The sequence below is a fragment of the Enterobacter sp. MGH85 genome (assembly GCF_001037655.1).
Taxonomy (GTDB): domain Bacteria; phylum Pseudomonadota; class Gammaproteobacteria; order Enterobacterales; family Enterobacteriaceae; genus Enterobacter; species Enterobacter intestinihominis.
Map to the genome: position 1 here is coordinate 453,404 of NZ_KQ089925.1, position 24,875 is coordinate 478,278.

24 protein-coding genes and 1 pseudogene are annotated in these 24,875 nt (G+C 55.3%); 14 read left to right on the top strand and 11 right to left on the bottom strand.

The annotated features are described in order from the left end of the window. Positions 1-5: 5 nt before the first annotated feature. A complete protein-coding gene (gene mscM / locus SK51_RS02080) occupies positions 6-3,329 on the top strand; it encodes a miniconductance mechanosensitive channel MscM (protein WP_048206577.1) in 3,324 nt (1,107 codons plus the stop codon). 40 nt (positions 3,330-3,369) lie between these two features. Here mscM and yjeM read toward each other — a convergent pair whose 3' ends face one another. Together yjeM and epmA are read right to left on the bottom strand one after the other, a co-directional pair. After that, positions 3,370-4,869 carry a glutamate/gamma-aminobutyrate family transporter YjeM gene (gene yjeM, locus SK51_RS02085; protein ID WP_032625184.1) on the bottom strand — a complete coding sequence of 500 codons (1,500 nt, stop codon included), beginning with the start codon at positions 4,867-4,869 and terminating at the stop codon, positions 3,370-3,372. A 178-nt stretch (positions 4,870-5,047) separates the two neighbouring features. Beyond that, positions 5,048-6,025 (bottom strand): elongation factor P--(R)-beta-lysine ligase, encoded by a 978-nt coding sequence (gene epmA / locus SK51_RS02090; RefSeq protein ID WP_003855960.1) that lies wholly within the window; start codon positions 6,023-6,025, stop codon positions 5,048-5,050. Between the two features lie 310 nt (positions 6,026-6,335). On the opposite strand from epmA, the gene frdA reads away from it, so the two are divergent. From frdA to frdD, 4 genes are read left to right on the top strand one after another with little or no spacing between them, the layout of a single operon-like run. After that, positions 6,336-8,126: a fumarate reductase (quinol) flavoprotein subunit gene (frdA, locus tag SK51_RS02095; RefSeq protein ID WP_023305293.1), complete on the top strand. Its 1,791-nt coding sequence runs from the start codon at positions 6,336-6,338 to the stop codon at positions 8,124-8,126. Continuing rightward, positions 8,119-8,853 (top strand): succinate dehydrogenase/fumarate reductase iron-sulfur subunit, encoded by a 735-nt coding sequence (locus SK51_RS02100; protein WP_022646809.1) that lies wholly within the window; start codon positions 8,119-8,121, stop codon positions 8,851-8,853. The genes frdA and SK51_RS02100 overlap by 8 nt, the downstream gene beginning before the upstream one ends. Positions 8,854-8,863: 10 nt before the next feature. Next, positions 8,864-9,259: a fumarate reductase subunit FrdC gene (gene frdC / locus SK51_RS02105; protein WP_003855953.1), complete on the top strand. Its 396-nt coding sequence runs from the start codon at positions 8,864-8,866 to the stop codon at positions 9,257-9,259. Between the two features lie 10 nt (positions 9,260-9,269). After that, on the top strand, positions 9,270-9,629 hold the full coding sequence (frdD, locus tag SK51_RS02110) for a fumarate reductase subunit FrdD (protein ID WP_000609653.1): 360 nt from the start codon (positions 9,270-9,272) through the stop codon (positions 9,627-9,629). Between the two features lie 29 nt (positions 9,630-9,658). Here the strand turns inward: frdD and ampR are convergent, their stop codons facing one another. Next, positions 9,659-10,534, bottom strand: a complete 876-nt coding sequence (gene ampR, locus SK51_RS02115) for a LysR family transcriptional regulator AmpR (RefSeq protein ID WP_023305292.1) — start codon at positions 10,532-10,534, stop codon at positions 9,659-9,661. A gap of 132 nt (positions 10,535-10,666) precedes the next feature. Between ampR and blaACT the strand changes: the two are divergent. Beyond that, positions 10,667-11,812: pseudogene (gene blaACT, locus SK51_RS02120) on the top strand (ACT family cephalosporin-hydrolyzing class C beta-lactamase). 157 nt (positions 11,813-11,969) lie between these two features. Beyond that, entirely contained in the window at positions 11,970-12,500 is a 531-nt protein-coding gene (locus SK51_RS02125; RefSeq protein ID WP_023305290.1) for a lipocalin family protein, read from the top strand. On the opposite strand, the gene sugE is transcribed toward SK51_RS02125, so the two are convergent. After that, complete coding sequence (sugE, locus tag SK51_RS02130; protein ID WP_015572453.1) at positions 12,497-12,814, bottom strand: quaternary ammonium compound efflux SMR transporter SugE; 318 nt, start codon at positions 12,812-12,814, stop codon at positions 12,497-12,499. The genes SK51_RS02125 and sugE overlap by 4 nt on opposite strands. 263 nt (positions 12,815-13,077) lie before the next feature. On the opposite strand from sugE, the gene SK51_RS02135 reads away from it, so the two are divergent. Further along, positions 13,078-13,677, top strand: coding sequence for a helix-turn-helix transcriptional regulator (locus SK51_RS02135; RefSeq protein WP_023299123.1), 600 nt, complete (start codon positions 13,078-13,080; stop codon positions 13,675-13,677). Positions 13,678-13,714: 37 nt separating this feature from the next. Here SK51_RS02135 and ecnB read toward each other — a convergent pair whose 3' ends face one another. From ecnB to efp, 3 genes are all read right to left on the bottom strand, one after another. Beyond that, positions 13,715-13,861 (bottom strand): lipoprotein toxin entericidin B, encoded by a 147-nt coding sequence (gene ecnB / locus SK51_RS02140; protein ID WP_006178941.1) that lies wholly within the window; start codon positions 13,859-13,861, stop codon positions 13,715-13,717. Between the two features lie 108 nt (positions 13,862-13,969). Then, on the bottom strand, positions 13,970-14,101 hold the full coding sequence (locus SK51_RS02145; protein WP_006810410.1) for an entericidin A/B family lipoprotein: 132 nt from the start codon (positions 14,099-14,101) through the stop codon (positions 13,970-13,972). Positions 14,102-14,158: 57 nt separating this feature from the next. After that, positions 14,159-14,725 carry an elongation factor P gene (gene efp / locus SK51_RS02150; protein WP_003855940.1) on the bottom strand — a complete coding sequence of 189 codons (567 nt, stop codon included), beginning with the start codon at positions 14,723-14,725 and terminating at the stop codon, positions 14,159-14,161. Positions 14,726-14,765: 40 nt separating this feature from the next. Between efp and epmB the strand changes: the two genes are divergently transcribed. Further along, the gene (epmB, locus tag SK51_RS02155; protein ID WP_023305289.1) at positions 14,766-15,794 is read left to right on the top strand and encodes an EF-P beta-lysylation protein EpmB; all 1,029 of its coding nucleotides are present in this window, start codon (positions 14,766-14,768) and stop codon (positions 15,792-15,794) included. A gap of 65 nt (positions 15,795-15,859) precedes the next feature. Here the strand turns inward: epmB and SK51_RS02160 are convergent, their stop codons facing one another. Further along, the gene (locus tag SK51_RS02160) at positions 15,860-16,213 is read right to left on the bottom strand and encodes a DUF4156 domain-containing protein (protein WP_022646802.1); all 354 of its coding nucleotides are present in this window, start codon (positions 16,211-16,213) and stop codon (positions 15,860-15,862) included. 234 nt (positions 16,214-16,447) lie between these two features. On the opposite strand from SK51_RS02160, the gene SK51_RS02165 reads away from it, so the two are divergent. Further along, positions 16,448-17,095: a nucleoside recognition domain-containing protein gene (locus tag SK51_RS02165; RefSeq protein ID WP_023305288.1), complete on the top strand. Its 648-nt coding sequence runs from the start codon at positions 16,448-16,450 to the stop codon at positions 17,093-17,095. Then, on the top strand, positions 17,092-17,553 hold the full coding sequence (locus SK51_RS02170; RefSeq protein WP_023305287.1) for a YjiG family protein: 462 nt from the start codon (positions 17,092-17,094) through the stop codon (positions 17,551-17,553). Before SK51_RS02165 ends, SK51_RS02170 begins: the two co-directional genes overlap by 4 nt. Before the next feature lie 141 nt (positions 17,554-17,694). Here SK51_RS02170 and groL read toward each other — a convergent pair whose 3' ends face one another. Both groL and SK51_RS02180 read right to left on the bottom strand, forming a co-directional pair. Then, positions 17,695-19,341, bottom strand: coding sequence for a chaperonin GroEL (gene groL, locus SK51_RS02175; protein WP_006810416.1), 1,647 nt, complete (start codon positions 19,339-19,341; stop codon positions 17,695-17,697). Between the two features lie 39 nt (positions 19,342-19,380). After that, positions 19,381-19,674 carry a co-chaperone GroES gene (locus SK51_RS02180; protein WP_003855929.1) on the bottom strand — a complete coding sequence of 98 codons (294 nt, stop codon included), beginning with the start codon at positions 19,672-19,674 and terminating at the stop codon, positions 19,381-19,383. Between the two features lie 178 nt (positions 19,675-19,852). On the opposite strand from SK51_RS02180, the gene yjeH reads away from it, so the two are divergent. Beyond that, complete coding sequence (gene yjeH / locus SK51_RS02185) at positions 19,853-21,100, top strand: L-methionine/branched-chain amino acid transporter (protein WP_022646799.1); 1,248 nt, start codon at positions 19,853-19,855, stop codon at positions 21,098-21,100. Positions 21,101-21,123: 23 nt separating this feature from the next. On the opposite strand, the gene SK51_RS02190 is transcribed toward yjeH, so the two are convergent. Further along, complete coding sequence (locus tag SK51_RS02190) at positions 21,124-21,588, bottom strand: FxsA family protein (RefSeq protein ID WP_003855925.1); 465 nt, start codon at positions 21,586-21,588, stop codon at positions 21,124-21,126. A gap of 335 nt (positions 21,589-21,923) precedes the next feature. On the opposite strand from SK51_RS02190, the gene aspA reads away from it, so the two are divergent. Together aspA and SK51_RS02200 are read left to right on the top strand one after the other, a co-directional pair. Further along, on the top strand, positions 21,924-23,360 hold the full coding sequence (gene aspA, locus SK51_RS02195; protein ID WP_003855923.1) for an aspartate ammonia-lyase: 1,437 nt from the start codon (positions 21,924-21,926) through the stop codon (positions 23,358-23,360). A gap of 116 nt (positions 23,361-23,476) precedes the next feature. Then, entirely contained in the window at positions 23,477-24,778 is a 1,302-nt protein-coding gene (locus tag SK51_RS02200) for an anaerobic C4-dicarboxylate transporter (RefSeq protein WP_008502949.1), read from the top strand. Positions 24,779-24,875 lie beyond the last annotated feature (97 nt).

The window sequence follows — 24,875 nt, forward strand, 5'->3', positions numbered from 1 at the left end:
CTGACGTGCGCCCGATTATCGTATTACTGATGGCCTGGTGCCTCAGCATGGGGGCGTACGCAGCGACGGCCCCCGACGCCAAACAGATTACCCAGGAGCTGGAGCAGGCAAAAGCGGCGAAACCCGCTCAGCCGGAGGCCGTTGAGTCGCTCCAGTCTGCACTGAACGCACTTGAGGAACGAAAGGGTTCTCTTGAGCGCGCCCAGCAATATCAGCAGGTTATCGACAACTTCCCCAAACTCTCTCAAACCCTGCGCTCGCAGTTAAACAGCCTGCGTGATGAACCACGCCAGGTACCCGCAGGGATGACGTCCGAGGCGCTGAATCAGGAGATCCTGCAAGTCAGCAGCCAGCTGCTGGAAAAAAGCCGTCTGGCACAGCAGGAGCAGGAACGGGCGCGTGAAATTGCCGACTCTCTCAGTCAGCTTCCACAGCAGCAAACCGATGCCCGCCGTCAGTTAAATGAGGTGGAACGCCGCATTGGGACGCAGACCGGCAACACCCCGCAGAATCAGGCCCAAAATCTTGGGCTACAGGCGGAATCCGCCAGACTAAAAGCGCTGGTTGATGAACTGGAGTTGGCACAGCTTTCTGCTAATAACCGCCAGGAGCTGTCACGGATGCGTTCGGAACTGGCGCAGAAGCAGAGCGAACAGCTGGATGCGTATCTCCAGGCGCTGAGAAATCAACTCAACAGCCAGCGTCAGCGTGAAGCTGAACGTGCGCTGGAAAGCACCGAGTTGTTGGCCGAAAACAGCGCTAACCTGCCCGACAGCATCGTCGCCCAGTTTAAGGTTAACCGCGAGCTTTCTGCCGCGCTGAATCAGCAGGCGCAGCGCATGGATTTGGTGGCCTCGCAGCAGCGTCAGGCCACTAATCAAACCCTCCAGGTTCGTCAGGCTCTCAACACGCTGCGTGAACAGTCCCAGTGGCTTGGCTCATCTAACCTGTTGGGCGAAGCGTTACGCGCACAGGTGGCTCGTCTGCCAGAGATGCCAAAACCGCAGCAGCTTGATACGGAGATGGCGCAGCTGCGCGTTCAGCGTCTTAATTATGAAGACCTTCTTAATAAGCAGCCGCAAATCCGCCAGATCCGTCAGGCTGACGGACAGCCGCTCACCGGCGAGCAAAGCCGTATTCTGGAAGCGCAGCTGCGCACCCAACGCGAACTGCTCAATTCCCTGTTGCAGGGGGGCGATACGCTGATCCTCGAACTCACCAAGCTGAAAGTCTCAAACAGCCAGCTGGAGGACGCGCTGAAAGAGGTCAACGAAGCCACGCACCGTTACCTGTTCTGGACATCCGACGTGCGGCCGATGACCTTCGCCTGGCCGATCGAGATCGTGCAGGATCTGCGCCGCCTCATTTCGCTGGACACCTTCAGCCAGCTGGGTCTCGCCAGCGTGATGATGCTCACCAGTAAGGAGACCATCTTCCCGCTGCTGGGGGCACTGATTCTGGTGGGTTTCAGTATTTATTCCCGTCGCCACTTCACCCGTTTCCTTGAGCGCTCCAGCGCCCGGGTGGGGAAAGTGACACAGGATCACTTCTGGCTGACGCTGCGTACAGTGTTCTGGTCAATTCTGGTCGCGTCTCCGCTGCCGGTGCTGTGGATGACGCTCGGATACGGCCTGCGTGAAGCCTGGCCCTATCCGCTTGCCGTCGCAATTGGCGATGGCGTGACCGCCACCGTTCCGCTGCTGTGGGTGGTGATGATTTGCGCCACGTTTGCGCGGCCAAATGGTCTGTTCATCGCTCACTTTGGCTGGCCGCGTAATCGCGTGGCGCGGGCGATGCGCTATTACCTGATGAGCATCGGGCTGATTGTGCCGCTAATTATGGCGTTGATCATGTTCGATAATCTCAATGACCGGGAGTTCTCCGGCTCGCTGGGACGGCTGTGCTTTATGCTGATCTGCGGGGCATTAGCGGTAGTGACGCTCAGCCTGAAGCGCGCCGGGATCCCGCTCTATCTCGACAAGTCCGGCAGTGGCGATAACATGTTTAACCGTCTGCTGTGGAACCTGCTGCTTAGCGCGCCGCTGGCGGCAATGCTGGCGGCGGCTGTCGGTTATCTCGCCACATCGCAGGCGCTGCTCGCACGACTGGAAACGTCAGTAGCTATCTGGTTCCTGCTGCTGGTGGTCTACCATGTTATTCGCCGCGGCATGCTGATCCAGCGTCGTCGTCTGGCGTTTGACCGTGCCAAACATCGTCGCGCAGAAATACTGGCTCAGCGCGCGCGGGGTGAGGAAGAGCCGAACCACGTCAACAGCACCGAAGGGACTTCAGACGCCGATGACGTCGAACTGGATCTCGATGCGATCAGTACCCAGTCCCTGCGGCTGGTACGCTCAATTCTGATGCTGGTTGCCCTGCTGTCGGTGATCTTCCTGTGGTCGGAAATCCACTCTGCGTTTGGCTTCCTGGAGAACATCTCTTTGTGGGATGTGACGTCGACGGTGCAGGGGGTCGAAAGCCTGGAGCCAATCACCTTAGGGGCCGTGCTGATTGCGATTCTGGTACTCATTATCACCACGCAGCTGATCCGTAACTTCCCTGCCCTGCTGGAGCTGGCGCTGTTGCAGCATCTGGATTTAACCCCCGGCACAGGCTATGCGATCACCACCATTACCAAGTATTTAATCATGCTGTTTGGTGGGCTGGTTGGCTTCTCGATGATTGGTATCGAATGGTCAAAACTGCAATGGCTGGTTGCCGCCCTGACCGTAGGCCTGGGCTTTGGTTTACAGGAGATCTTTGCCAACTTCGTCTCGGGTCTGATCATTCTGTTTGAAAAGCCGATTCGAATTGGCGATACGGTGACCATCCGCGATCTGACCGGCAGCGTCACCAGGATCAACACCCGCGCCACCACCATCAGCGACTGGGACCGTAAAGAGATCATCGTCCCGAACAAAGCGTTTATCACCGAGCAGTTTATCAACTGGTCGCTGTCTGACTCCGTCACGCGTGTGGTGCTGACCGTACCCGCTCCGTCGGATGCCAACAGCGAAGAGGTGACGCAGATCCTGTATACGGCTGCTGAACGCTGTTCGCTGGTAATCGACAACCCGCCGCCGGAAGTCTTCCTGGTTGATTTGCAGCAGGGGATCCAGATTTTCGAGCTGCGTATCTACGCCGCCGAGATGGGACACCGTATGCCGCTGCGCCATGAGATCCACCAGCTGATCCTGGCTGGCTTCCGCGAGCACGGAATTGATATGCCGTTCCCACCTTTCCAGATGCGTCTGGAAACGCTGGACGGACGTAAGACGGGAAGAACGTTGACGTCTGCGGCGCGTTCGCGCCCGGCGGGAAGTTTATAATCCATTTCCCCCTCCCTTCCGGGAGGGGTTTTTTCATCCGCTATGCCACTTCTGCCACGCAGGTCATCATGCGGCGGCGGTAGTTCTCATAAATCCCCATTGCCAGCAGCGAGAAGAAGATCGGTCCGCCAACCATCCACAGCGTGCTGCTCCAGTCATTTGCCTCAACCACGGGCTGAATGACGGTAAAGATGTTGGCGAACGCGACGACCAGCACCACAACAGTGGTCGCCAGCAGCGTCGCCACGCGGGTTTTGAAGATCACAAACGGTCGCTCCAGATCCCGCTTCGCCTTAAAGAACGGGAACGCCAGCGCCAGGAATAGGTACGGAAGCGTCATCGATACGTTTGCCATCAGGGTCAGCTTGTTATAGAACGCCGACGCGGTATCGCCGCCAAAGGACACCAGCAGAATGAACACGCACACCAGCAGGCACTGCATCCACATCGCGTTGGCAGGCATACCGGCAGCATTCAGCTGCGTCATACGTGCGGGCCACAGCGCCTTTGGCGTCCCCTGAATAATCGCTTTCAGCGGCGAGTAGATCAGCGTGAAGAACGCGCCAGTATAGGCGAGGAACATCGACAAACCGGTAATCCGCGCAAACCAGATCCCCAGGGTGGCCGACGTTTCCGGCGCGAGATCCATGGCGTTGCCCAGCGTCACCCCCAGGCTTTTCATCAACACGTAGGTAATGTTGCCGAGGTTGGTGGTGTTATTGCTCAGTACCTGCTGCCAGTTGGTGCTGACGCCCCAGAGGAAAATCGCCAGCGAGTAGCCAATGGAAATGACGATGGCGGCAAAGATAATGCCTTTGGCGAAGTTCTTTTCCGGGTTTTCGGTTTTATCGACCAGCCCGCCCACGGCTTCAATTCCACCGTAAGCAAAGATGGCAAACACCACGAAGGAGAGCATGGCCAGCCCGGACTGGTAACCCGGATTAGGCGATGAAACGAAGTTGACTTCCTGTGCGAAATGCCCGCCGTTCAGGCACAGAATAGCGATACTGACCAGCAGCAGCACCAGGTTCAGGCACATCACGGAAATTCCGCCAACGGCAGTGATACGGGCAATTTTGTTGATGCCTTTCGAGGCCACCCGCGTGACAACCACCATCCAGCACACCGCCAGAATACCGACCACCTGTGTGGAACTCAGCCCCGCCAGAGACCAGACCTGCGTTTTATCCGCACCGAAGAGAAACGTTGAGAACGGCACCCAGACCTTGGCCGCCGTGCTGACCATCCAGACGACATAGGATGAAAACCACATGAACGTACCGATAAACGCATAACGCGGACCGACGCTGTTGTTCATCCACGAATAGATGCCGCCTTCTTCTTTCCTGTACGCCGACCCCATCTCCGCCATCATTAGCGCAAACGGAATAAAGAAGAACAGCGCGGAAACGATATAAAACGGCGTCGCGCTGTAGCCCATCAGATAAAACGCGGACGGGCTATTGGCAAAGCCAAAAACTGACGTAAAAATCATCAGGATGAGCCCGGTAAGGGTCATTTTTTTGAGTGAGTGAGACATATAACCATCCGAAACGGAATTAAATTGCGCGGATGGTAGCAGAGGACCAGACAAATATTGTGGCTATCCGAGTCAAATTAAGAAAAAGACCCGTGCATAGAGAAGATAGTAGTTTTTAATGTGGCAGAGTTAAATGACCAAGTAGGCCGGGTAAGCGACAGCGCCACCCGGCAATCCTTTATGCGCGATCGACCGTAAAGGCAATCACATCGCCCAGTTGTTCTGCGCCCAGCGCCAGCATGACCAGGCGATCCACACCCAGCGCCACGCCGGAGCAGTCCGGCAGACCGGCTTTAAGCGCTTCCAGCAGGTTGGTGTCAATCGGCTGCTGCGGCAGACCGCGCGCGTTGCGCTTGCGGTTATCCTGCTCGAAACGCTGTTGCTGTTCGCGCGCGTCGGTCAGCTCATGGAAACCGTTCGCCAGCTCGATGCCTTTAAAGTACACCTCAAAGCGCTCCGCCACGCGGTGATCTTCGGTGCTGATCTGCGCCAGTGAAGCCTGGCTGGCCGGGAAGTGATAGACAAACGTCGGACGATCTTTGCCAATCTGCGGTTCAACACCAAAGGTGAACAGCAGTTGCAGCAGCGTGTCGCGATCCTCTTCGTTATCCGCCACGTTGCTCAGATCCAGTTTTGCCGCCACTTCACGCAGCTGTGTTTTATCAGCCGACAGCGGATCAATTTCCAGATGACGCTGGAAGGCCTGCTGATAGGAGAGCGTTTCAGCTTCCGCGCAATCCAGCACCTGTTGGAGCAGATCGTCGACTTCGTTCATCAGACGATACATGTCGTAGTGCGGGCGGTACCACTCCAGCATAGTGAATTCCGGATTATGGTGTCGGCCCATCTCTTCATTACGGAAGCTACGGCACAGCTGATAGACCGGACCACACCCGGCCGCCAGCAGACGCTTCATATGGTATTCCGGGCTGGTCATCAGATACAGATTCATGCCCTGAGAGTGGCCTGGGCCAACAAAACGGGTTTCAAACGGGACCAGATGAATATCCGTGACCGTCGCCTGACTCATGCACGGCGTTTCCACCTCCAGGACGCCGCGATCCGCAAAGAAGCGGCGGATCTCCGCCATAATTGCTGCGCGCTTTAGCAGGTTTGGAATGGATGCGCTCGGCTGCCAGGTGGCCGTTTCGCTCATGAGTTATTTCTCCGTTTTCAGACAAGGGCACGAAGTCTACTCGCAAGCCGGGGCAGAGACAAATTTTGCACAGTAAAAGCTCCTTTTCATTGCACAGAGAAATACTGTGACGCCATTCATTAATCACGATGATAAATCACCGCACAGAACAGCAAAAAAATCGAACACGTCAAATTTCCCTCACTTCTACGCGGTTATACTGTTTTACCCATAAAGGAGCAGTAGAATCGCTTCCGCAATCGTCCGTTCGGGCAGGTGAACGTCCTTTAGCTCATCACGTTGCGGGAAAACCAAAATCTGGAGGAATGTCGTGCAAACTTTTCAAGCCGATCTTGCCGTAATAGGCGCTGGCGGGGCTGGATTACGCGCTGCAATTGCTGCGGCACAAGCCAATCCGAACGCCAAAATCGCATTGATTTCAAAAGTCTATCCGATGCGCAGCCACACGGTAGCCGCAGAGGGAGGATCCGCCGCCGTCGCGCAGGATCATGACAGCTTCGAATACCATTTCCACGACACGGTTGCAGGGGGCGACTGGCTTTGCGAACAGGATGTCGTTGATTACTTCGTGCACCACTGCCCAACGGAAATGACCCAGCTGGAACAGTGGGGATGTCCTTGGAGCCGCCGTCCGGACGGGAGCGTCAACGTCCGCCGCTTCGGTGGCATGAAGATCGAACGCACCTGGTTTGCCGCCGATAAGACCGGCTTCCACATGCTGCACACCCTGTTCCAGACCTCCCTCCAGTTCCCACAAATCCAGCGCTTTGACGAACATTTCGTTCTCGACATTCTGGTCGACGACGGTCATGCGCACGGACTGGTAGCAATGAACATGATGGAAGGCACGCTCGTCCAGATCCGCGCTAAGGCGGTGGTGATGGCAACGGGCGGTGCGGGCCGCGTATACCGCTACAACACCAACGGCGGCATCGTCACCGGTGACGGTATGGGCATGGCGCTCAGCCACGGCGTCCCGCTGCGTGATATGGAGTTCGTCCAGTATCACCCAACCGGCCTGCCGGGCTCCGGTATTCTGATGACGGAAGGCTGCCGCGGCGAAGGCGGTATTCTGGTCAACAAAAACGGCTATCGCTATTTGCAGGATTACGGCATGGGTCCGGAAACCCCGCTTGGCGAGCCGAAAAACAAATACATGGAACTCGGCCCACGCGACAAAGTCTCTCAGGCTTTCTGGCATGAGTGGCGCAAAGGCAACACCATCTCAACGCCGCGCGGCGACGTGGTACATCTCGACCTGCGTCATCTCGGCGAGAAGAAACTGCTGGAGCGTCTGCCGTTTATCTGCGAGCTGGCGAAAGCCTATGTGGGCGTCGACCCGGTGAAAGAGCCGATCCCGGTGCGTCCAACCGCGCACTACACCATGGGCGGTATCGAAACCGACCAGCAGTGCGAAACCCGCATCAAAGGGCTGTTTGCGGTGGGTGAGTGTTCCTCCGTCGGTCTGCACGGCGCAAACCGTCTGGGCTCGAACTCGCTGGCTGAGCTGGTGGTCTTTGGTCGCATGGCGGGCGAACGCGCGATGGAGCGTGCCGCAACGGCAGGTGAAGCTAACAGCGCGGCGCTGGATGCGCAGGTTGCAGACATCGAAAAACGCCTGAAAGGCCTGGTGAACCAGGAAGGTAACGAAAACTGGTCGAAGATCCGCGACGAAATGGGGCTGTCGATGGAAGAAGGCTGCGGGATCTACCGTACGCCAGAGCTGATGCAGAAAACCGTCGACAAGCTGGCAGAACTCCAGGAACGCTTCAAGCGCGTGCGCATCACCGACACCTCCAGCGTCTTCAATACCGACCTGCTCTATACCATTGAACTGGGCCACGGCCTGAACGTCGCAGAGTGTATGGCCCATTCCGCCCTGGCGCGTAAAGAGTCCCGCGGCGCACACCAGCGCCTGGATGAGGGCTGCACCGAACGTGACGACGTCAATTTCCTTAAACATACTCTCGCCTGGCGCGATGCGGATGGTACCACCCGTCTGGACTACAGCGACGTGAAAATCACTACGCTGCCACCGGCGAAACGCGTGTACGGTGCAGAAGCAGAAGCCGCCGATAAGAAGGAGAAGGCGAATGGCTGAGATGCAAAAACTGAAAGTTGAAGTGGTGCGCTACAACCCGGAAGTGGACGCCGCGCCGCACAGCGCTTTCTATGAAGTCCCTTACGACGAGCAAACCTCCCTGCTGGATGCGCTCGGCTATATCAAAGATAACCTGGCCCCGGACCTGAGCTACCGCTGGTCCTGCCGCATGGCAATCTGCGGCTCCTGCGGCATGATGGTCAACAAAGTGCCGAAGCTGGCGTGTAAAACTTTCCTGCGTGATTACACTAAGGGCATCAAGGTTGAAGCGCTGGGCAACTTCCCGATTGAGCGCGATCTGGTGGTCGACATGACCCACTTTATCGAAAGCCTCGAAGCGATTAAGCCGTACATCATCGGCAACCCGCGCACGCCGGATCAGGGGCCAAACACCCAAACGCCCGCGCAGATGGCGAAATACCATCAGTTTTCCGGCTGCATCAACTGCGGCCTGTGCTACGCCGCCTGTCCACAGTTTGGCCTGAACCCTGAGTTTATCGGCCCGGCCGCCATTACCCTGGCGCACCGCTATAACGAGGACAGCCGCGACCACGGCAAAAAAGAACGTATGGCACAGCTTAACGGCCAGAACGGGGTCTGGACCTGCACGTTTGTCGGTTACTGCTCCGAAGTCTGTCCGAAGCATGTCGACCCGGCCGCCGCTATTCAGCAGGGAAAAGTGGAAAGTTCGAAAGACTTTCTTATCGCTACCCTGAAACCACGCTAAGGAGTGCATGATGACGACTAAACGCAAAGCCTACGTGCGACCAATGCCGTCCACCTGGTGGAAAAAACTGCCGTTTTATCGCTTCTATATGCTGCGTGAAGGCACGGCTGTTCCCGCGGTCTGGTTCAGCCTCGAATTGATGTACGGGGTGTATGCCCTCAAGCACGGCCCGGAAGCCTGGGCCAGTTTTGTGGGTTTCCTGCAAAACCCAATCATCGTAGTTCTGAATCTGATTGTGCTCGCAGCCGCGCTACTGCATACCAAAACCTGGTTTGAACTGGCGCCAAAAGCAGCGAACATCATTGTAAAAGGCGAAAAAATGGGGCCAGAGCCGGTTATTAAAGGGCTCTGGGCAGTGACGGCAGTTGTCTCTGTGGTCATTCTGTTTGTCGCACTGTTCTGGTAAGGAGACTACTGTGATCAATCCAAATCCAAAACGTTCAGATGAGCCGGTCTTCTGGGGGCTGTTTGGCGCAGGCGGCATGTGGAGCGCCATTATTGCCCCGGTCATTATCCTGCTGGTCGGTATTATGCTGCCGCTGGGGCTGTTTCCGGGCGATGCGCTGAGCTATGAGCGCGTACTGGCCTTTGCGAGCAGCTTTATTGGCCGGGTGTTCATCTTCCTGATGATCGTCCTGCCGCTGTGGTGTGGTCTGCACCGTATCCACCATGCGATGCACGATCTGAAAATCCATGTGCCAAGCGGTAAATGGGTCTTCTACGGCCTGGCAACCATTCTGACGGTCGTCACGTTGATTGCCGTGGTTACCATCTGACTGAACAGGCCCGCCATCCGGCGGGCTTTTTACTTTTTCATCTTCTCCACCAGCCACCGGGAAAATTCGCGCATGGCAGGCGTTTCTGTCCGGGATTGCAATCGGGTAAGCCAGTAACTGCCGAGCTCAATCTGCGTTGCAAAGGGCTGCACAATGCGCTCGCTGGCTAACAGATGGGTAAACATATCGACAGGTGCAATGGCAATACCTACCCCTGCCTGAGCGGCCTCCAGCATGGTCACGGACGAATCAAATACCATCACACGGTGCGTTGGCGAAGGGGGGTGCTCGCCGGCCGCCTGCATCCACGCGGTCCACTCGTCGCGTCGGTAGGAGCGCAGCAGCGTAAACCTGAGGATGTCGGCCGGACAGTGCAGACTGGTGGCGATATCGGGCGTACACAGCGGCGCGAGCGGCGCATGACAAAGAAATTCAGCCTCGGTGCCATGCCACGCCCCGCCACCGTAGCGGATCGTATAGTCAAGCCCTTCGGCAGCCGGATCAACGCGGTTGTTATGGGTGGAAAGCTGAAGATCGATGTGCGGATAGCCACGGCGAAAATCGTCCAGCTGTGAGAATAAAACCCCGATGGCAAACGTACCCACCACGCCGATTTTCAGCTTCTCCTGCGCACGATGGTTAGCGAAGCGATCCAGCATTCCGGCTATACGATCGAACGAATCATTCAGTACCGGCAGTAAGTTTTCTCCCTCGGTAGTCAACATCAGCCCGCGCGACACGCGAACGAACAGCTGACAGTTCAGGTGCTGCTCCAGCGTTTTCACATGCTGGCTAATGGCTGAATGGGTCACGTTCAGCTCAATGGCCGCATGCGTAAAGCTGAGATGTCTCGCGGCGGCTTCAAAGGCTCGAAGCGAATTGAGGGGGAGATAGCTTCGCGTCATGGTCTCTTCCGTTAGAAAAATTAACAGCTAATGCTAAATTTAACCGTTTGTCAGGCACAGTCAAATCCAACAGACTACGCCTGTCTGACGGGCCCGGACATCCCCTTGACTCGCTATTACGGAAGATTACTGATGATGAAAAAATCTCTTTGCTGCGCCCTGCTGCTCGGCATCTCTTGCTCTGCTCTCGCCGCGCCAGTGTCAGAAAAACAGCTGGCGGAGGTGGTCGCGAATACGGTTACCCCGCTGATGAAAGCCCAGTCGATTCCAGGCATGGCGGTGGCCGTTATTTAACAGGGTAAACCGCACTATTACACGTTTGGCAAAGCCGATACCGCGGCCAGCAAACCCGTTACGCCTCAGACTCTGTTCGAGCTGGGCTCTATAAGTAAAACCTTCACCGGGGTTTTAGGAGGGGATGCCATTGCTCGCGGTGAAATTTCGCTGGACGATCCGGTGACCAGATACTGGCCACAGCTGACGGGCAAGCAGTGGCAGGGGATTCGTATGCTGGATCTCGCAACCTACACCGCTGGCGGCCTGCCGCTACAGGTACCGGATGAGGTCACGGATAATGCCGCCCTGCTGCGCTTTTATCAAAACTGGCAGCCGCAGTGGAAGCCTGGCACAACGCGTCTTTACGCCAACGCCAGTATCGGTCTTTTTGGCGCGCTGGCGGTCAAACCTTCCGGCATGGGCTATGAGCAGGCCATGACGACGCGGGTCCTTAAGCCGCTCAAGCTGGACCATACCTGGATTAACGTTCCGAAAGCGGAAGAGGCGCATTACGCCTGGGGCTATCGTGACGGTAAAGCGGTGCGCGTTTCGCCGGGAATGCTGGATGCACAAGCCTATGGCGTGAAAACCAACGTGCAGGATATGGCGAACTGGGTCATGGCAAACATGGCGCCGGAGAACGTTGCTGATGCCTCACTTAAGCAGGGCATCGCGCTGGCGCAGTCGCGCTACTGGCGTATCGGGTCAATGTATCAGGGTCTGGGCTGGGAGATGCTCAACTGGCCCGTGGAGGCCAACACGGTGATCGAGGGCAGCGACAGTAAGGTGGCGCTGGCACCGCTTCCCGTGGCAGAAGTGAATCCACCGGCTCCCCCGGTCGAAGCGTCCTGGGTCCATAAAATGGGCTCTACTGGCGGGTTTGGCAGTTACGTGGCCTTTATTCCTGAAAAGCAGATCGGTATTGTGATGCTCGCGAATAAAAGCTATCCGAACCCGGCACGCGTTGAGGCGGCATACCATATCCTCGACGCGCTACAGTAAAACATTGCGGGTGGCGCTGCGCTTACCCGGCCTACACAACGCATGAACTTTGTAGGCCGGGTAAGGCGAAGCCGCCACCCGGCAAAACACCCTGCACAATCTCCCGCATTTTCCCTGCTGTCATCTACACTTAACAAAAAACAGTAAGGAAACTCCTATGCGCATTCTGCCTGTTATTGCCGCAGTAACAGCCGCGTTTTTAGTGGTTGCTTGCAGTTCCCCTACTCCTCCGCCTGGCGTCACGGTAGTCAGTAATTTCGACGCACAGCGCTTCCTCGGCACCTGGTATGAAATCGCCCGACTGGACCATCAGTTCGAACGGGGCTTAGAAAAAGTCACGGTCAGCTACAGCGCGATGGATGACGGCGGGATCCGGGTCATTAACCGCGGCTATAACCCGGATCGCCAGATGTGGCAGCAGTCAGTTGGTCAGGCCTATTTCACCGGCGCATCTAACCGCGCGGCCATGAAAGCCTCTTTCATCGGCCCATACTACGGCGGGTATAACGTCATTGCGCTGGACAGAGAGTACCGCCACGCGCTGGTCTGTGGGCCGGATCGCAACTATCTGTGGCTCCTCTCACGCACGCCAACGATCTCGGCGGAAATGAAACAGCAGATGCTGCACATAGCGACCCGGCAAGGGTTTGATGTGACGAAGTTAATCTGGGTAAAACAGCCGCATTAGTGCGTACTGAGTTTTAACCCGATGATACCCGCGACAATCAACGCGAGGCTGGCGATGCGCGCCAGACTCGCAGACTCCCCCAGCAGCAGAATGCCGGTAATGGCAGCCCCTACCGCGCCAATTCCCGTCCAGACAGCGTAAGCTGTGCCGACCGGTAAGGTTCGCATCGCCCATGAAAGCATGACGATACTGACAATCATTGCGGCGATAGTGATGACGCTGGGCGTCAGGCGGGTAAAACCGTGGGTGTATTTCAGACCAATTGCCCATACCACTTCGAGCAAACCAGCAATAACAAGAACGATCCAGGACATTTCAGGCTCCTTAACTTAAAGACAAGTTGGGGCCGTCCCCGATGAGTGAAGCGCTTACGGGTCGTCCCGCAAGGCAGAAGTTGCGCCTTATATTTTGGTTAGCGTGGAATTTTTTTTTCAAACTTTTTCTGCTGAACACCTTAAAGCAAGAAATAGCCTCAGTAAGGCACGTAGTTCAGGCATTTATGACTCATCCGACTTCTCTATGATGATAGGCTTTCTGATGGCAGGAAGCCAAACCACTAGCCGACTGCGAAAATTTTATGTTCAAAATTCTTTTGATTGACCGTTGTCACTTCACCCGCGCGGGATTTGAAGCCTGGGTCAATCATTCAGACCTGTTTTCGGGTCATTTCGTCGTAACCGGGGTAAATAATCTTTTCCTCGCCAGAGAGCATATCCTGCAATGGAAACCTGCGCTGGTCATCGCTGATTTATCTGGCTTCCGGCAGGATTTACACCATTTTCAGCAGCTTTCCTCCCTGCTAATTGCCAGCGAAACACTGCCTTTTATTATGCTTCAATCAGGGCAGGAGCAGGAGATGACTGATTATCTGGCGCAGTTCCCGATATGGTCTTCGCTCTCCAAAAATACCGATCTGGAAGCACTGGCGGCGGTGATAAACGATGCGCTAACGTCATGCGCGAGCGCGGAGCTACCGAAAATGGCGGCACCGTTGCTGACGCGTCAGGAAGAAAGAGTTCTGACCTTGTGGATGGATGGTGCGAGCAACCAGAAAATTGCCAGCAATCTTCGCATTAACGGAAAAACGGTATATACGTACAAACGCAATATCCGCATGAAGCTGCATATGGATACGCGCTACTCGCCGTTTTTATCGCTACAGGAAGTGGAGAATTGACGGTACGGTGTAATAACTTGCCGTACCGTCGCTTACATTAGTTCTGAGCTTTAGTTGCTGCGCCAGAAATCGCGCTACCACCGTCGGAGATATCTTCCCCTACGCCACGGGTGGTGTTACATGCAGTCAGTACCGAAGAAAGCACCAGAACAGAAAAGATCGCTGCAATTGTTTTCTTAACCATAATATCTTCCTTTTATAGCCAAAGTTATTTTGTGTATAGCAACTTAAGAATAGACAAAATCTTGCCGTTTGACGGAAAAGGAAGAATTTTTAGGAAAATTAGACGGAATTAGCTGGCCGCATGGGAAATGATATGGCCGAGATCCTGGATATCTTCACCCACGCCACGCGCGGTGTTGCAGCCGGAGAGAATTGCGCTGGAGAGCGCTAACAGAAGCAGAATTTTAACGGTACGTTTCATCTTCCCTGCCTGCAAAATCAGGCGCAGCGGGCGCTGCGCCTTTAATCATGACATAAATTACTTCACGCGGGATACGTATTCGCCGGAGCGGGTATCCACTTTGATCACTTCACCGATCTGTACGAACAGTGGCACTTTAACCACAGCGCCGGTAGACAGGGTGGCAGGCTTGCCGCCAGTACCTGCGGTATCACCTTTCAGACCTGGATCGGTTTCAACGATTTCCAGCTCAACGAAGTTCGGCGGCGTAACCGCGATAGGCTGACCGTTCCACAGGGTCACGATGCACTCAGCCTGATCCAGCAGCCACTTGGCGTTGTCGCCAATCGCTTTCGCGTCCGCAGACAGCTGCTCGAAGGTTTCGTTGTTCATGAAGTGCCAGAACTCACCGTCGTTGTACAGGTAAGTCAGGTTCATATCGACAACATCAGCGCCTTCAGCGGAGTCAGTAGATTTGAAGGTTTTCTCAACACGGGTACCGGTCAGCAGGCGGCGCAGCTTAACGCGCGCAAATGCCTGGCCTTTACCTGGTTTAACGAATTCGCTGGCTTCAACCGCGTACGGTTCGCCGTCCATCATGATTTTAAGACCAGCACGAAAATCGTTGCTATAGTACGTTGCCATAAGGCCCTCTAAATTTGTTAACTGGTAGCTAAGCCACAAAATGGCGCATATTGTAACCCTAAACACCCCGTCCAGAGAAGATTGGTTATCGCAACTTGCCGATGTAATCACCAGTCCTGATGAATTGCTGCGTCTTTTAGACCTCGAACAGCACGAAGCGTTGCGTGCAGGCCGTGAGGCGAAGCGCCTTTTCGCCCTGCGCGTTCCCCGCGCGTTTGTTGCCCGAATGGAAAAGGGTAACCCTGATGATCCATTATTAAAACAAACGCTGACCTCTCAGGATGAGTTTATTACCGCCCCCGGATACAGCACCGATCCGCTGGAAGAGCAGAACAGTGTTGTACCGGGTTTACTGCATAAATACCGCAATCGTGCCCTGCTGCTGGTTAAGGGCGGGTGCGCGGTAAATTGCCGCTATTGCTTCCGTCGCCACTTCCCGTACGCCGAAAATCAGGGTAATAAGCGCAACTGGCAGGTGGCGCTGGACTACATCGCAGCGCATCCGGAACTGGATGAAATCATCTTTTCCGGCGGCGACCCGCTGATGGCAAAAGATCATGAGCTGGACTGGCTGCTGACTCAACTTGAGACCATCCCGCACATTAAGCGTCTGCGCATTCACAGCCGTTTACCGATCGTCATCCCGGCGCGTATCACCGACGCCATGGTCACGCGCCTGGAGCAGTCCCGTTTACAGGTGCTGCTGGTAAACCATATCAACCATGCAAATGAAATTGACGCGGACTTTCGTGCGGCGATGACGCGTATGCGAATGGCAGGCGTGACGCTGCTCAACCAGAGCGTATTACTGCGCGGCGTGAACGACAGCGCCCACGTGTTGGCCGATCTCAGCAATGCCTTATTTGATGCGGGCGTAATGCCCTATTACCTGCATGTTCTGGATCGCGTCCAGGGCGCCTCGCACTTCATGGTGACGGATGAAGAGGCACGGAAGATTATGCGCGAGCTGTTAACGCTGGTTTCAGGTTATATGGTGCCGAAGCTGGCACGTGAGATTGGCGGAGAGCCGAGTAAGACGCCGCTGGATTTGCAGCTGCGGCAGCAGTAAAAAAAGCAGGTGGCGCTACGCTTACCTGCCTACAGGTAAAGCGGCAGCGCCATCAAAATGTTATATCAGTTCGGGCACTTATAGACCTGGCCGTTCATCTGGCTGGCGGTTGGCACAAAGCTGGACAGCATACCCTGCGTCGGGCTGCTCACCCCGTAAATCACGTTGCCGCCCATTGCCGCAGCCTGATTACGCAGGGCATTGGCCGCACCGCGCATAGAGCCGCCCTCCTCGCCGTGCTGCCCTGACATCCAGTTGCTTTGCTCGCCAGAGGCGGTGCCTAACAGCTGGCATTCGCTGCCCGGCTTATCTTCCACAAAGCGAACGCTCTGGCCCGCTGCCGTCAGCTCATTGCTGGTGCTACAACCCGCCAGCAGCAATGCTGCACCTACAATCCCTGCACAGACTTTTATGCGCATGTTATTCCTCGTTTTCAATAAGCTGGACAGTAGTTGTCCGCGTGTAAACCTTATACTAAAAAGATGACCAAAAGAAAAATGCTGAGCATTTCTGCGAGCCAGATTCCGCTGGCACTCCTCCGACATCTTAAATGAATTCTGATAATAACCTTTGGGATATCGTGTTTTAGCCCCCGATCGTTTTTAGTGATGCGACGTACAACTTTTGTACGGGACTAAAAAAAAGGGGGTTTCATGAGTGCATCATCCTCAGGAGAGGAAAAAGTAACCTGGGTGGGCTATCTGGCGTTCGTGCTCACCATCTTATTTTTCTCAGGTTTTTTCGCCAAAAGTACTGAATGGTGGCGCGTGCTGGATTTTACCGTTCTGAACGGCAGCTTTGGACCGGTGAACGGCGCCCTAACGTTTCGCGGCGAGGGTGGCACAGGAGCGAAAGACGGTTTTTTGTTTGCCCTTGAACTGGCGCCCTCAGTCATTTTATCGCTCGGGATCATTGCCGTTACCGAGGGGCTGGGCGGGCTGCGCGCCGCACAACAGCTCATGACGCCCATTCTGCGCCCGCTGCTCGGCGTGCCGGGCATCTGCTCTCTGGCGCTTATCGCCAACCTGCAAAATACCGATGCAGCCGCAGGGATGACCAAAGAGTTGACCGACGAAGGGGCGATTACTGACCATGAACGCGCCATTTTCGCCACCTTCCAGACCAGCGGTAGCGCCATTATTACCAACTATTTTTCTTCCGGTGCCGCACTTTTTACCTTTATTACCGTCCCGGTGATCGCGCCGCTGGCGGTCATTCTGGTATTTAAATTTGTTGGCGCCAACTTCCTGCGGCTGTGGATCGCCCACATGGAAGTTCGTCGCGTTCAGGAGGAAAAATGATCGCCCAGACGCGTAAAAATATCATGGACTTGTTTATCGATGGCGCCCGCCGCGGCTTTACCATCGCCACCACCAGCCTGCTGCCGAACGTGGTCATGGCGTTTGTCATCATTCAGGCGCTTAAGGTGACCGGCCTGCTGGATATTGTCGGCAGGGTATGCGAGCCCATCATGACCCTGTGGGGGCTTCCGGGTGCGGCGGCAACGGTACTTCTGGCCTCGGTGATGAGTATGGGCGGCGGCGTGGGGGTTTGCGCCAGCCTGGTCGTCGCCGGCACGCTCAGCGGCCATGATGCCACCATCCTGCTGCCCGCCATCTACCTGATGGGCAATCCGGTGCAAAACACGGGCCGCTGCCTCGGCACCGCAGGCGTGAACCCGAAATATTACCCGCACATCATCGCTGTCTGCGTCATCAACGCCCTGCTCTCGATGTGGGTGATGCAGCTACTCTTCTGAGGAGATAAAAATGGATTTTTCAGTGCTGGAACCGCATCTCTTCCGCCATGCACATCTTGTTTGAGTAACGGCTCGACGGGCAATAAAAAACCCCGGGCATCGCTGCCCGGGGTTCATTCTGAGAGGTTCAGAACAACATGATTACATCATGCCGCCCATGCCACCCATGCCGCCCATACCACCAGCAGCACCTAAGTCAGGCGCGTCGCCTTTAGGCATGTCGGTTACCATGCATTCGGTCGTGATCATCAGGCCAGCTACAGATGCCGCGTACTGCAGAGCAGAACGGGTAACTTTAGTTGGGTCCAGGATACCGAAGTCGATCATGTTGCCGTATTCTTCAGTTGCTGCGTTGTAACCGTAGTTACCTTCGCCCGCTTTCACGTTGTTCGCAACTACTGATGGCTCTTCACCGGCGTTGGACACGATCTGACGCAGAGGGGCTTCCATTGCGCGAAGCGCAACTTTGATACCTACGTTCTGGTCTTCGTTCTGAGCGGTCAGGCCAGCCAGTTTAGCGGCTACACGCACCAGCGCGACACCACCACCAGCAACTACGCCTTCTTCTACCGCAGCACGTGTCGCATGCAGGGCATCGTCAACGCGTGCTTTCTTCTCTTTCATTTCAACTTCGGTCGCAGCACCAACTTTGATTACCGCAACGCCGCCTGCCAGTTTCGCTACGCGCTCCTGCAGTTTTTCACGGTCGTAATCGGAAGTTGCTTCTTCGATCTGCTTACGGATCTGACCAACACGGCCCTGAATAGCGGCTTCTTCACCCACACCGTCGATGATGGTGGTAGTGTCTTTGTTGATCACAACGCGTTTCGCCTGGCCCAGGTCTTCCAGGGTCGCTTTTTCCAGCTCCATACCAATCTCTTCAGAGATCACGGTACCGCCGGTCAGGGTAGCGATATCCTGCAGCATCGCCTTACGACGATCGCCGAAGCCAGGTGCTTTAACCGCTGCCACTTTCACGATGCCACGCATGGTGTTAACCACCAGAGTCGCCAGCGCTTCGCCTTCAACGTCTTCAGCAATGATTACCAGCGGCTTGCCTGCTTTCGCAACGGCTTCCAGCACTGGCAACATTTCGCGGATGTTGGAGATTTTCTTGTCAGCCAGCAGGATGAACGGGCTTTCCAGCTCAACAGCGCCAGTTTCTGGCTTGTTGATGAAGTATGGGGACAGGTAACCGCGGTCGAACTGCATACCTTCAACCACATCCAGTTCGTCTTCCAGACCAGTACCGTCTTCAACGGTGATCACGCCTTCTTTACCGACTTTATCCATCGCTTCAGCGATCAGTTTACCTACGGTTTCGTCGGAGTTAGCGGAGATAGTACCAACCTGAGCAATGGCTTTAGAGTCAGAGCACGGTACGGACAGCGCTTTCAGCTCTTCAACAGCAGAGGCGACAGCTTTGTCGATACCACGTTTCAGATCCATTGGGTTCATGCCCGCAGCAACGGCTTTCAGGCCTTCGGTGATGATCGCCTGCGCCAGTACGGTCGCGGTGGTGGTACCGTCACCAGCAGCGTCGTTCGCTTTAGAGGCAACTTCTTTCACCATCTGTGCGCCCATGTTTTCGAACTTGTCTTCCAGCTCGATTTCACGTGCAACAGAAACACCATCTTTGGTGATGGTTGGCGCGCCGAAGGATTTGTCCAGCACGACGTTACGGCCTTTCGGGCCCAGAGTGACTTTCACTGCGTCTGCCAGTACGTTTACGCCGCGGAGCATTTTTACACGAGCGTCGTTACCGAATTTTACGTCTTTAGCTGCCATGTTCTTATTTCCTCAAATTCGTACAGTTTCGTGCGTTAATTACGCTTCAACAATTGCCAGAATGTCGCTCTCGGACATGATCAACACTTCTTCATTGTCGATCTTCTCGGATTTCACGCCGTAGCCATCGTTGAAAATGACGATGTCACCAACTTTAACGTCCAGTGGCTGCACAGTTCCGTTTTCCAGGATGCGGCCCTTACCGACAGCGATGATTTCGCCACGCGTTGATTTTGCTGCTGCTGAACCGGTCAGAACGATGCCACCAGCAGACTTGGTTTCAACTTCTTTACGTTTGACGATCACACGATCATGTAACGGACGAATACTCATTGATAGCTCTCCTTTGAGAAAGTCATTATCAGTTATGGATGACGCCGGTCCGCATGCGGTTTTCCGGCTAGTGCCCTGAGAGATGGGGATAGCTTTTTACCCCTTCAAGGGGTAATCGAAAAAAAATTTGCGAAAGTGTTACCATCCACTCTCTTTTGATGGTGGCGGGACGAGGTAAATGAGTGGACTCAGGCAGGAGTTGGGGCTGGCGCAGGGCATTGGCTTACTCTCAACGTCTTTGTTAGGCACGGGCGTTTTTGCGGTTCCCGCGCTGGCGGCGTTGGTTGCCGGCAATAACAGTCTTTGGGCATGGCCGGTGCTGATCGTGCTGGTGTTTCCTGTGGCGATTGTCTTTGCCATACTCGGGCGGCACTTCCCGAGCGCAGGCGGCGTAGCGCATTTTGTCGGCATGGCGTTTGGGCCGCGAATGGAACGCGTCACCGGCTGGCTATTTTTGTCGGTGATACCCGTTGGCCTTCCGGCAGCCCTGCATATCGCAACCGGCTTCGGACAGGCGCTGTTTGGCTGGCACGATGAACAGCTGCTGCTGGCTGAACTCGGTACGCTAGCGATTATCTGGTGGGTTGGCTCACGCGGGGCCAGTTCCAGCGCCAACCTGCAAACGCTGGTCGCCGTGTTAATCGTCGCGCTGATCATCGCCATCTGGTTTGCGGGTGACATTACGGTGGCGGATATTCCTTTCCCCGCGATTAATGACATCGACCACACACAGCTTTTCGCTGCACTATCCGTCATGTTCTGGTGTTTCGTCGGTCTGGAGGCGTTCGCTCATCTGGCATCCGAGTTTAAACAGCCCGAGCGTGATTTTCCCCGCGCCCTGATGATTGGCCTGCTGCTGGCGGGCACCGTGTACTGGGCCTGTACCGTACTGGTGCTGCACTTCAACGCGTTCGGTGAAGAGAAAGCCGCCGCCGCGTCGCTGCCGGGCATCGTGGTGCAGCTGTTTGGCGTTAAAGCCCTGTGGGTAGCCTGCGTGATTGGCTATCTCGCCTGCTTTGCCAGCCTCAACATCTATATTCAGAGCTTCGCCCGGCTGGTGTGGTCTCAGGCACTTTATAAACCGGATAGCCCCCTCTCACGCCTGTCAAAGCGTCAGCTTCCGGTGAATGCGCTGAATACCGTACTTGGCTGCTGCGTGGTGAGTTCCCTGGCCATTTATCTCCTCGACATCAACCTTGACGCGCTGATTATCTACGCCAACGGTATTTTCATCATGATCTATCTGTTGTGCATGCTGGCGGGCTGTCGGCTACTGAAAGGACGCTTTAAGGCGCTGGCGGCTATCGGGTGTGTCCTGTGCCTGCTGCTGCTGGCGATGGTGGGATGGAAGAGTGTGTACGCCATCGTCATGCTGGCGGGGCTGTGGGTGTTTTTACCGAAGCGGCAAAATCCGCAGGCCCGGTGAGCGAGCGCCACCGGGCAAGAAACTTACCGATCGTCTTTATGATCTAACCGGTCGCGCTGCTCATCCTTACGCTGATATTCCCCTTCAAAGGTATCCCCCGGGCCGGTGCTGAAACCACCGCCTGGCATACGGCTGAAACGCAGATGCGGCAGCAGCTTCATGGTCAGATGCTTCTGCACCGGCGGCAACAGCAACAGCAGGCCGAGGAAGTCGGTGAAGAACCCAGGCAGGATCAGCAGCAGGCCAGCAATAATCAGCGACACGCTTTTGATCATCTCGGCGGCCGGGCTTTCACCTGCGGCCATCTTCTGCTGCATTAACAGGAAATTTTTGAAACCCTGATTGCGCACCAGCGACATGCCGATGACGGAGGTGAAGATCACCAGAATCAGCGTCAGCAGGACGCCCAGCACATGGGCAACCTGGATGAAAATCGAAATCTCAATGTAAACATAAAGAAAGAAAGCAATAAATGGTATCCAGCGCACTGGCATCTCCTGTGTGGCAGGTGCCTTCTGGCCCCTGACTGAATGTGTTCGCGAAGCGCGTAGATAAGAAATGGTGACGGTTAGCCAAAATTCAATCGGTTTGCACGGATATTTTTTCTGGAAATATTAAAGCGGTGACATATTTCACAGATTAATAATTATCATGAAATCGGGTCGATAATAAGTGATCCAGCTTACAGCAATTCGCTATCATCAGCATATGATCTCGAACATCTGGCCGATTGAGGGAATAATCGTCGGTCATAAAATATTCAAAACCACATATCTACTGTGTGTTTAGTACAATCCATCGGCAGCTTGAAAAGAAGGTTCACATGTTAAACAACATTCGTATCGAAGAAGATTTGTTGGGTACCAGGGAAGTTCCAGCGGATGCCTACTATGGTGTTCACACTCTGAGAGCGATTGAAAACTTCTACATCAGCAACAGCAAAATCAGCGACATCCCTGAATTTGTGCGTGGCATGGTGATGGTAAAAAAAGCCGCGGCTCTGGCAAACAAAGAGCTGCAAACCATTCCTAAAAGCGCTGCAAATGCGATTATCGCCGCGTGCGATGAAGTGCTGAACAACGGCAAATGCATGGATCAGTTCCCGGTTGACGTCTATCAGGGCGGCGCAGGCACCTCCGTCAACATGAACACCAACGAAGTGCTGGCAAACATCGGCCTGGAGCTGATGGGTCATCAGAAAGGTGAATACCAGTACCTGAACCCGAACGACCACGTTAACAAATGTCAGTCCACCAACGACGCCTACCCAACCGGCTTCCGCATCGCGGTGTATGCCTCTGTCGTCAAACTGGTCGACGCGATTAATCAGCTGGGTGATGGCTTCCAGCGTAAAGCCGTTGAGTTCCAGGACATCCTGAAAATGGGTCGTACCCAGCTGCAGGACGCGGTGCCGATGACGCTCGGCCAGGAGTTCCACGCGTTTAACGTGCTGTTGAATGAAGAGACCAAAAACCTGCTGCGCACGTCCGAACTGCTGCTGGAAGTGAACCTGGGCGCTACCGCCATCGGTACACGCCTGAACACCCCGGATGGCTATCAGCAGCTGGCGGTACAGAAGCTGGCTGAAGTGTCCAACCTGCCGGTTGTGCCTGCAGAAGACCTGATTGAAGCCACCTCAGACTGCGGCGCCTACGTGATGGTGCACAGCGCATTGAAACGTCTGGCGGTGAAACTGTCCAAAATCTGTAACGACCTGCGCCTGCTCTCCTCCGGTCCGCGCGCTGGCCTGAATGAAATCAACCTGCCAGAGTTGCAGGCGGGTTCATCCATCATGCCAGCTAAAGTGAACCCGGTGGTGCCAGAAGTGGTGAACCAGGTTTGCTTCAAGGTGATTGGTAACGATACGACCGTCACCATGGCCTCCGAAGCCGGTCAGCTCCAGCTGAACGTAATGGAGCCGGTGATTGGCCAGGCGATGTTTGAATCTATCCACATTCTGACCAACGCCTGCTACAACCTGCTGGAAAAATGCATTAACGGCATCACCGCGAATAAAGAAGTGTGTGAAGGCTACGTCTATAACTCCATCGGCATCGTCACCTACCTCAACCCGTTCATCGGCCACCACAACGGCGATATCGTCGGGAAGATTTGTGCCGAAACCGGTAAGAGCGTGCGTGAGGTGGTTCTCGAGCGAGGATTGTTGACCGAAGCCGAACTGGACGATATCTTCTCCGCCCAGAACCTGATGCACCCGGCATATAAAGCGAAACGATATACCGATGAAAGCGAACAGTAACCGTTCAGGCTAAGCTTCCGAAAGGCACGTCACTTGTGACGTGCCTTTTTTCTTTATGGCCGTTACCAAAACACAACAATTCAATATCAACTTGTTAATAAGCAAGGCAGGTCTTTATGTTTGGAGCAGAACTCGTCATCGTCCTGTTGGCGATTTATTTGGGCGCACGACTCGGGGGTATCGGCATCGGCTTTGCCGGCGGTCTCGGCGTGCTCGTACTTACCCTGATCTTTCAGATTAAACCCGGCGCAATCCCTTTTGACGTTATCGAAATCATCATGGCGGTTATCGCTGCCATTGCGGCCATGCAGGTCGCTGGCGGTATGGACTACCTGGTGAGCCTGGCGGAGCGTATGCTGCGTCGTCATCCAAAATACATCACCTTCCTTGCCCCACTGGTGACCTGGTTTATGACCATTCTCGCCGGTACTGGCCATACCGCTTTCTCTACGCTGCCGGTCATCACCGAAGTGGCGAAAGAGCAGGGTATTCGCCCGTCTCGCCCTCTTTCTATTGCTGTAGTCGCCTCCCAGATTGCGATCACCGCCTCGCCCATTTCCGCGGCAGTGGTCTTTTTCGCGGGTATTCTCGAGCCGATGGGCGTAAGTTATCTGACGCTGCTGGCGATCTGTATTCCGGTCACGCTGATTGCGGTAATGATCACTGCCGTGCTGTGTAACTTCCTCGGCGCCGAGCTGAAAGACGATCCGGTTTACCAGGAGCGCCTGGCAAAAGGTGAAGTGAGCCTGCGCGGTAGCCAGGTCTTTGAGCTGAAGCCGCATGCAAAACGCTCCGTGCTGCTGTTCCTGATTGGTATCGTCGCCGTGATGTTCTACGCGACCGCCATCAGCGATACGGTAGGTCTGATCCAGAACCCGGTTCTGCCGCGTAACGAAGCGATTGTGGTATTTATGCTGACCATCGCGACGCTGATCAGTATCACCTGTAAAATCGACACCAGCGAAGTGCTGAACGCCAGCACCTTCAAATCCGGTATGAGCGCCTGCGTGTGCGTGCTGGGTGTGGCGTGGCTCGGTGACACCTTCGTGAAAGCGCACATCAGCGATATCCAGACAGTTGCAGGCGACCTGCTGCACAACTATCCGTGGCTACTGGCGGTGGTGCTGTTCTTTGCCGCAACGCTGCTGTACTCCCAGGCTGCGACCACCAAAGCGCTAATGCCTGCGGCACTGATGCTGGGCGTGACGCCGCTGACGGCGATTGCCTCTTTCGCGGCGGTTTCCGCCCTGTTCGTGCTGCCAACCTACCCAACCCTGCTGGCCGCGGTTGAGATGGATGACACCGGCTCGACCCGTATCGGTAAATACGTGTTTAACCACGCGTTCCTCATCCCGGGCGTGGTGGCGATTACGCTCTGCGTGGTCCTCGGCTTTATCATCGGCGGCATTGTGCTGTAAACGGTTAGCCGTTGTAAAAATAGTTAAAAACGGGCCGCGCTGCGGCCCGTTTCATTAATGACCAATCACATGGCGTGATATAGTGAAGACTTTCGTG

Bases quoted from the DNA above. Each gene is read 5' to 3' on its own strand.
- yjeM (WP_032625184.1), bottom strand. From the start codon at position 4,869: ATGTCTCACTCACTCAAAAAAATGACCCTTACCGGGCTCATCCTGATG.
- epmA (WP_003855960.1), bottom strand. From the start codon at position 6,025: ATGAGCGAAACGGCCACCTGGCAGCCGAGCGCATCCATTCCAAACCTG.
- SK51_RS02100 (WP_022646809.1), top strand. From the start codon at position 8,119: ATGGCTGAGATGCAAAAACTGAAAGTTGAAGTGGTGCGCTACAACCCG.
- frdC (WP_003855953.1), top strand. From the start codon at position 8,864: ATGACGACTAAACGCAAAGCCTACGTGCGACCAATGCCGTCCACCTGG.
- ampR (WP_023305292.1), bottom strand. From the start codon at position 10,534: ATGACGCGAAGCTATCTCCCCCTCAATTCGCTTCGAGCCTTTGAAGCC.
- SK51_RS02125 (WP_023305290.1), top strand. From the start codon at position 11,970: ATGCGCATTCTGCCTGTTATTGCCGCAGTAACAGCCGCGTTTTTAGTG.
- sugE (WP_015572453.1), bottom strand. From the start codon at position 12,814: ATGTCCTGGATCGTTCTTGTTATTGCTGGTTTGCTCGAAGTGGTATGG.
- SK51_RS02135 (WP_023299123.1), top strand. From the start codon at position 13,078: ATGTTCAAAATTCTTTTGATTGACCGTTGTCACTTCACCCGCGCGGGA.
- ecnB (WP_006178941.1), bottom strand. From the start codon at position 13,861: ATGGTTAAGAAAACAATTGCAGCGATCTTTTCTGTTCTGGTGCTTTCT.
- SK51_RS02145 (WP_006810410.1), bottom strand. From the start codon at position 14,101: ATGAAACGTACCGTTAAAATTCTGCTTCTGTTAGCGCTCTCCAGCGCA.
- efp (WP_003855940.1), bottom strand. From the start codon at position 14,725: ATGGCAACGTACTATAGCAACGATTTTCGTGCTGGTCTTAAAATCATG.
- epmB (WP_023305289.1), top strand. From the start codon at position 14,766: ATGGCGCATATTGTAACCCTAAACACCCCGTCCAGAGAAGATTGGTTA.
- SK51_RS02160 (WP_022646802.1), bottom strand. From the start codon at position 16,213: ATGCGCATAAAAGTCTGTGCAGGGATTGTAGGTGCAGCATTGCTGCTG.
- SK51_RS02165 (WP_023305288.1), top strand. From the start codon at position 16,448: ATGAGTGCATCATCCTCAGGAGAGGAAAAAGTAACCTGGGTGGGCTAT.
- SK51_RS02170 (WP_023305287.1), top strand. From the start codon at position 17,092: ATGATCGCCCAGACGCGTAAAAATATCATGGACTTGTTTATCGATGGC.
- groL (WP_006810416.1), bottom strand. From the start codon at position 19,341: ATGGCAGCTAAAGACGTAAAATTCGGTAACGACGCTCGTGTAAAAATG.
- SK51_RS02180 (WP_003855929.1), bottom strand. From the start codon at position 19,674: ATGAGTATTCGTCCGTTACATGATCGTGTGATCGTCAAACGTAAAGAA.
- yjeH (WP_022646799.1), top strand. From the start codon at position 19,853: ATGAGTGGACTCAGGCAGGAGTTGGGGCTGGCGCAGGGCATTGGCTTA.
- aspA (WP_003855923.1), top strand. From the start codon at position 21,924: ATGTTAAACAACATTCGTATCGAAGAAGATTTGTTGGGTACCAGGGAA.
- SK51_RS02200 (WP_008502949.1), top strand. From the start codon at position 23,477: ATGTTTGGAGCAGAACTCGTCATCGTCCTGTTGGCGATTTATTTGGGC.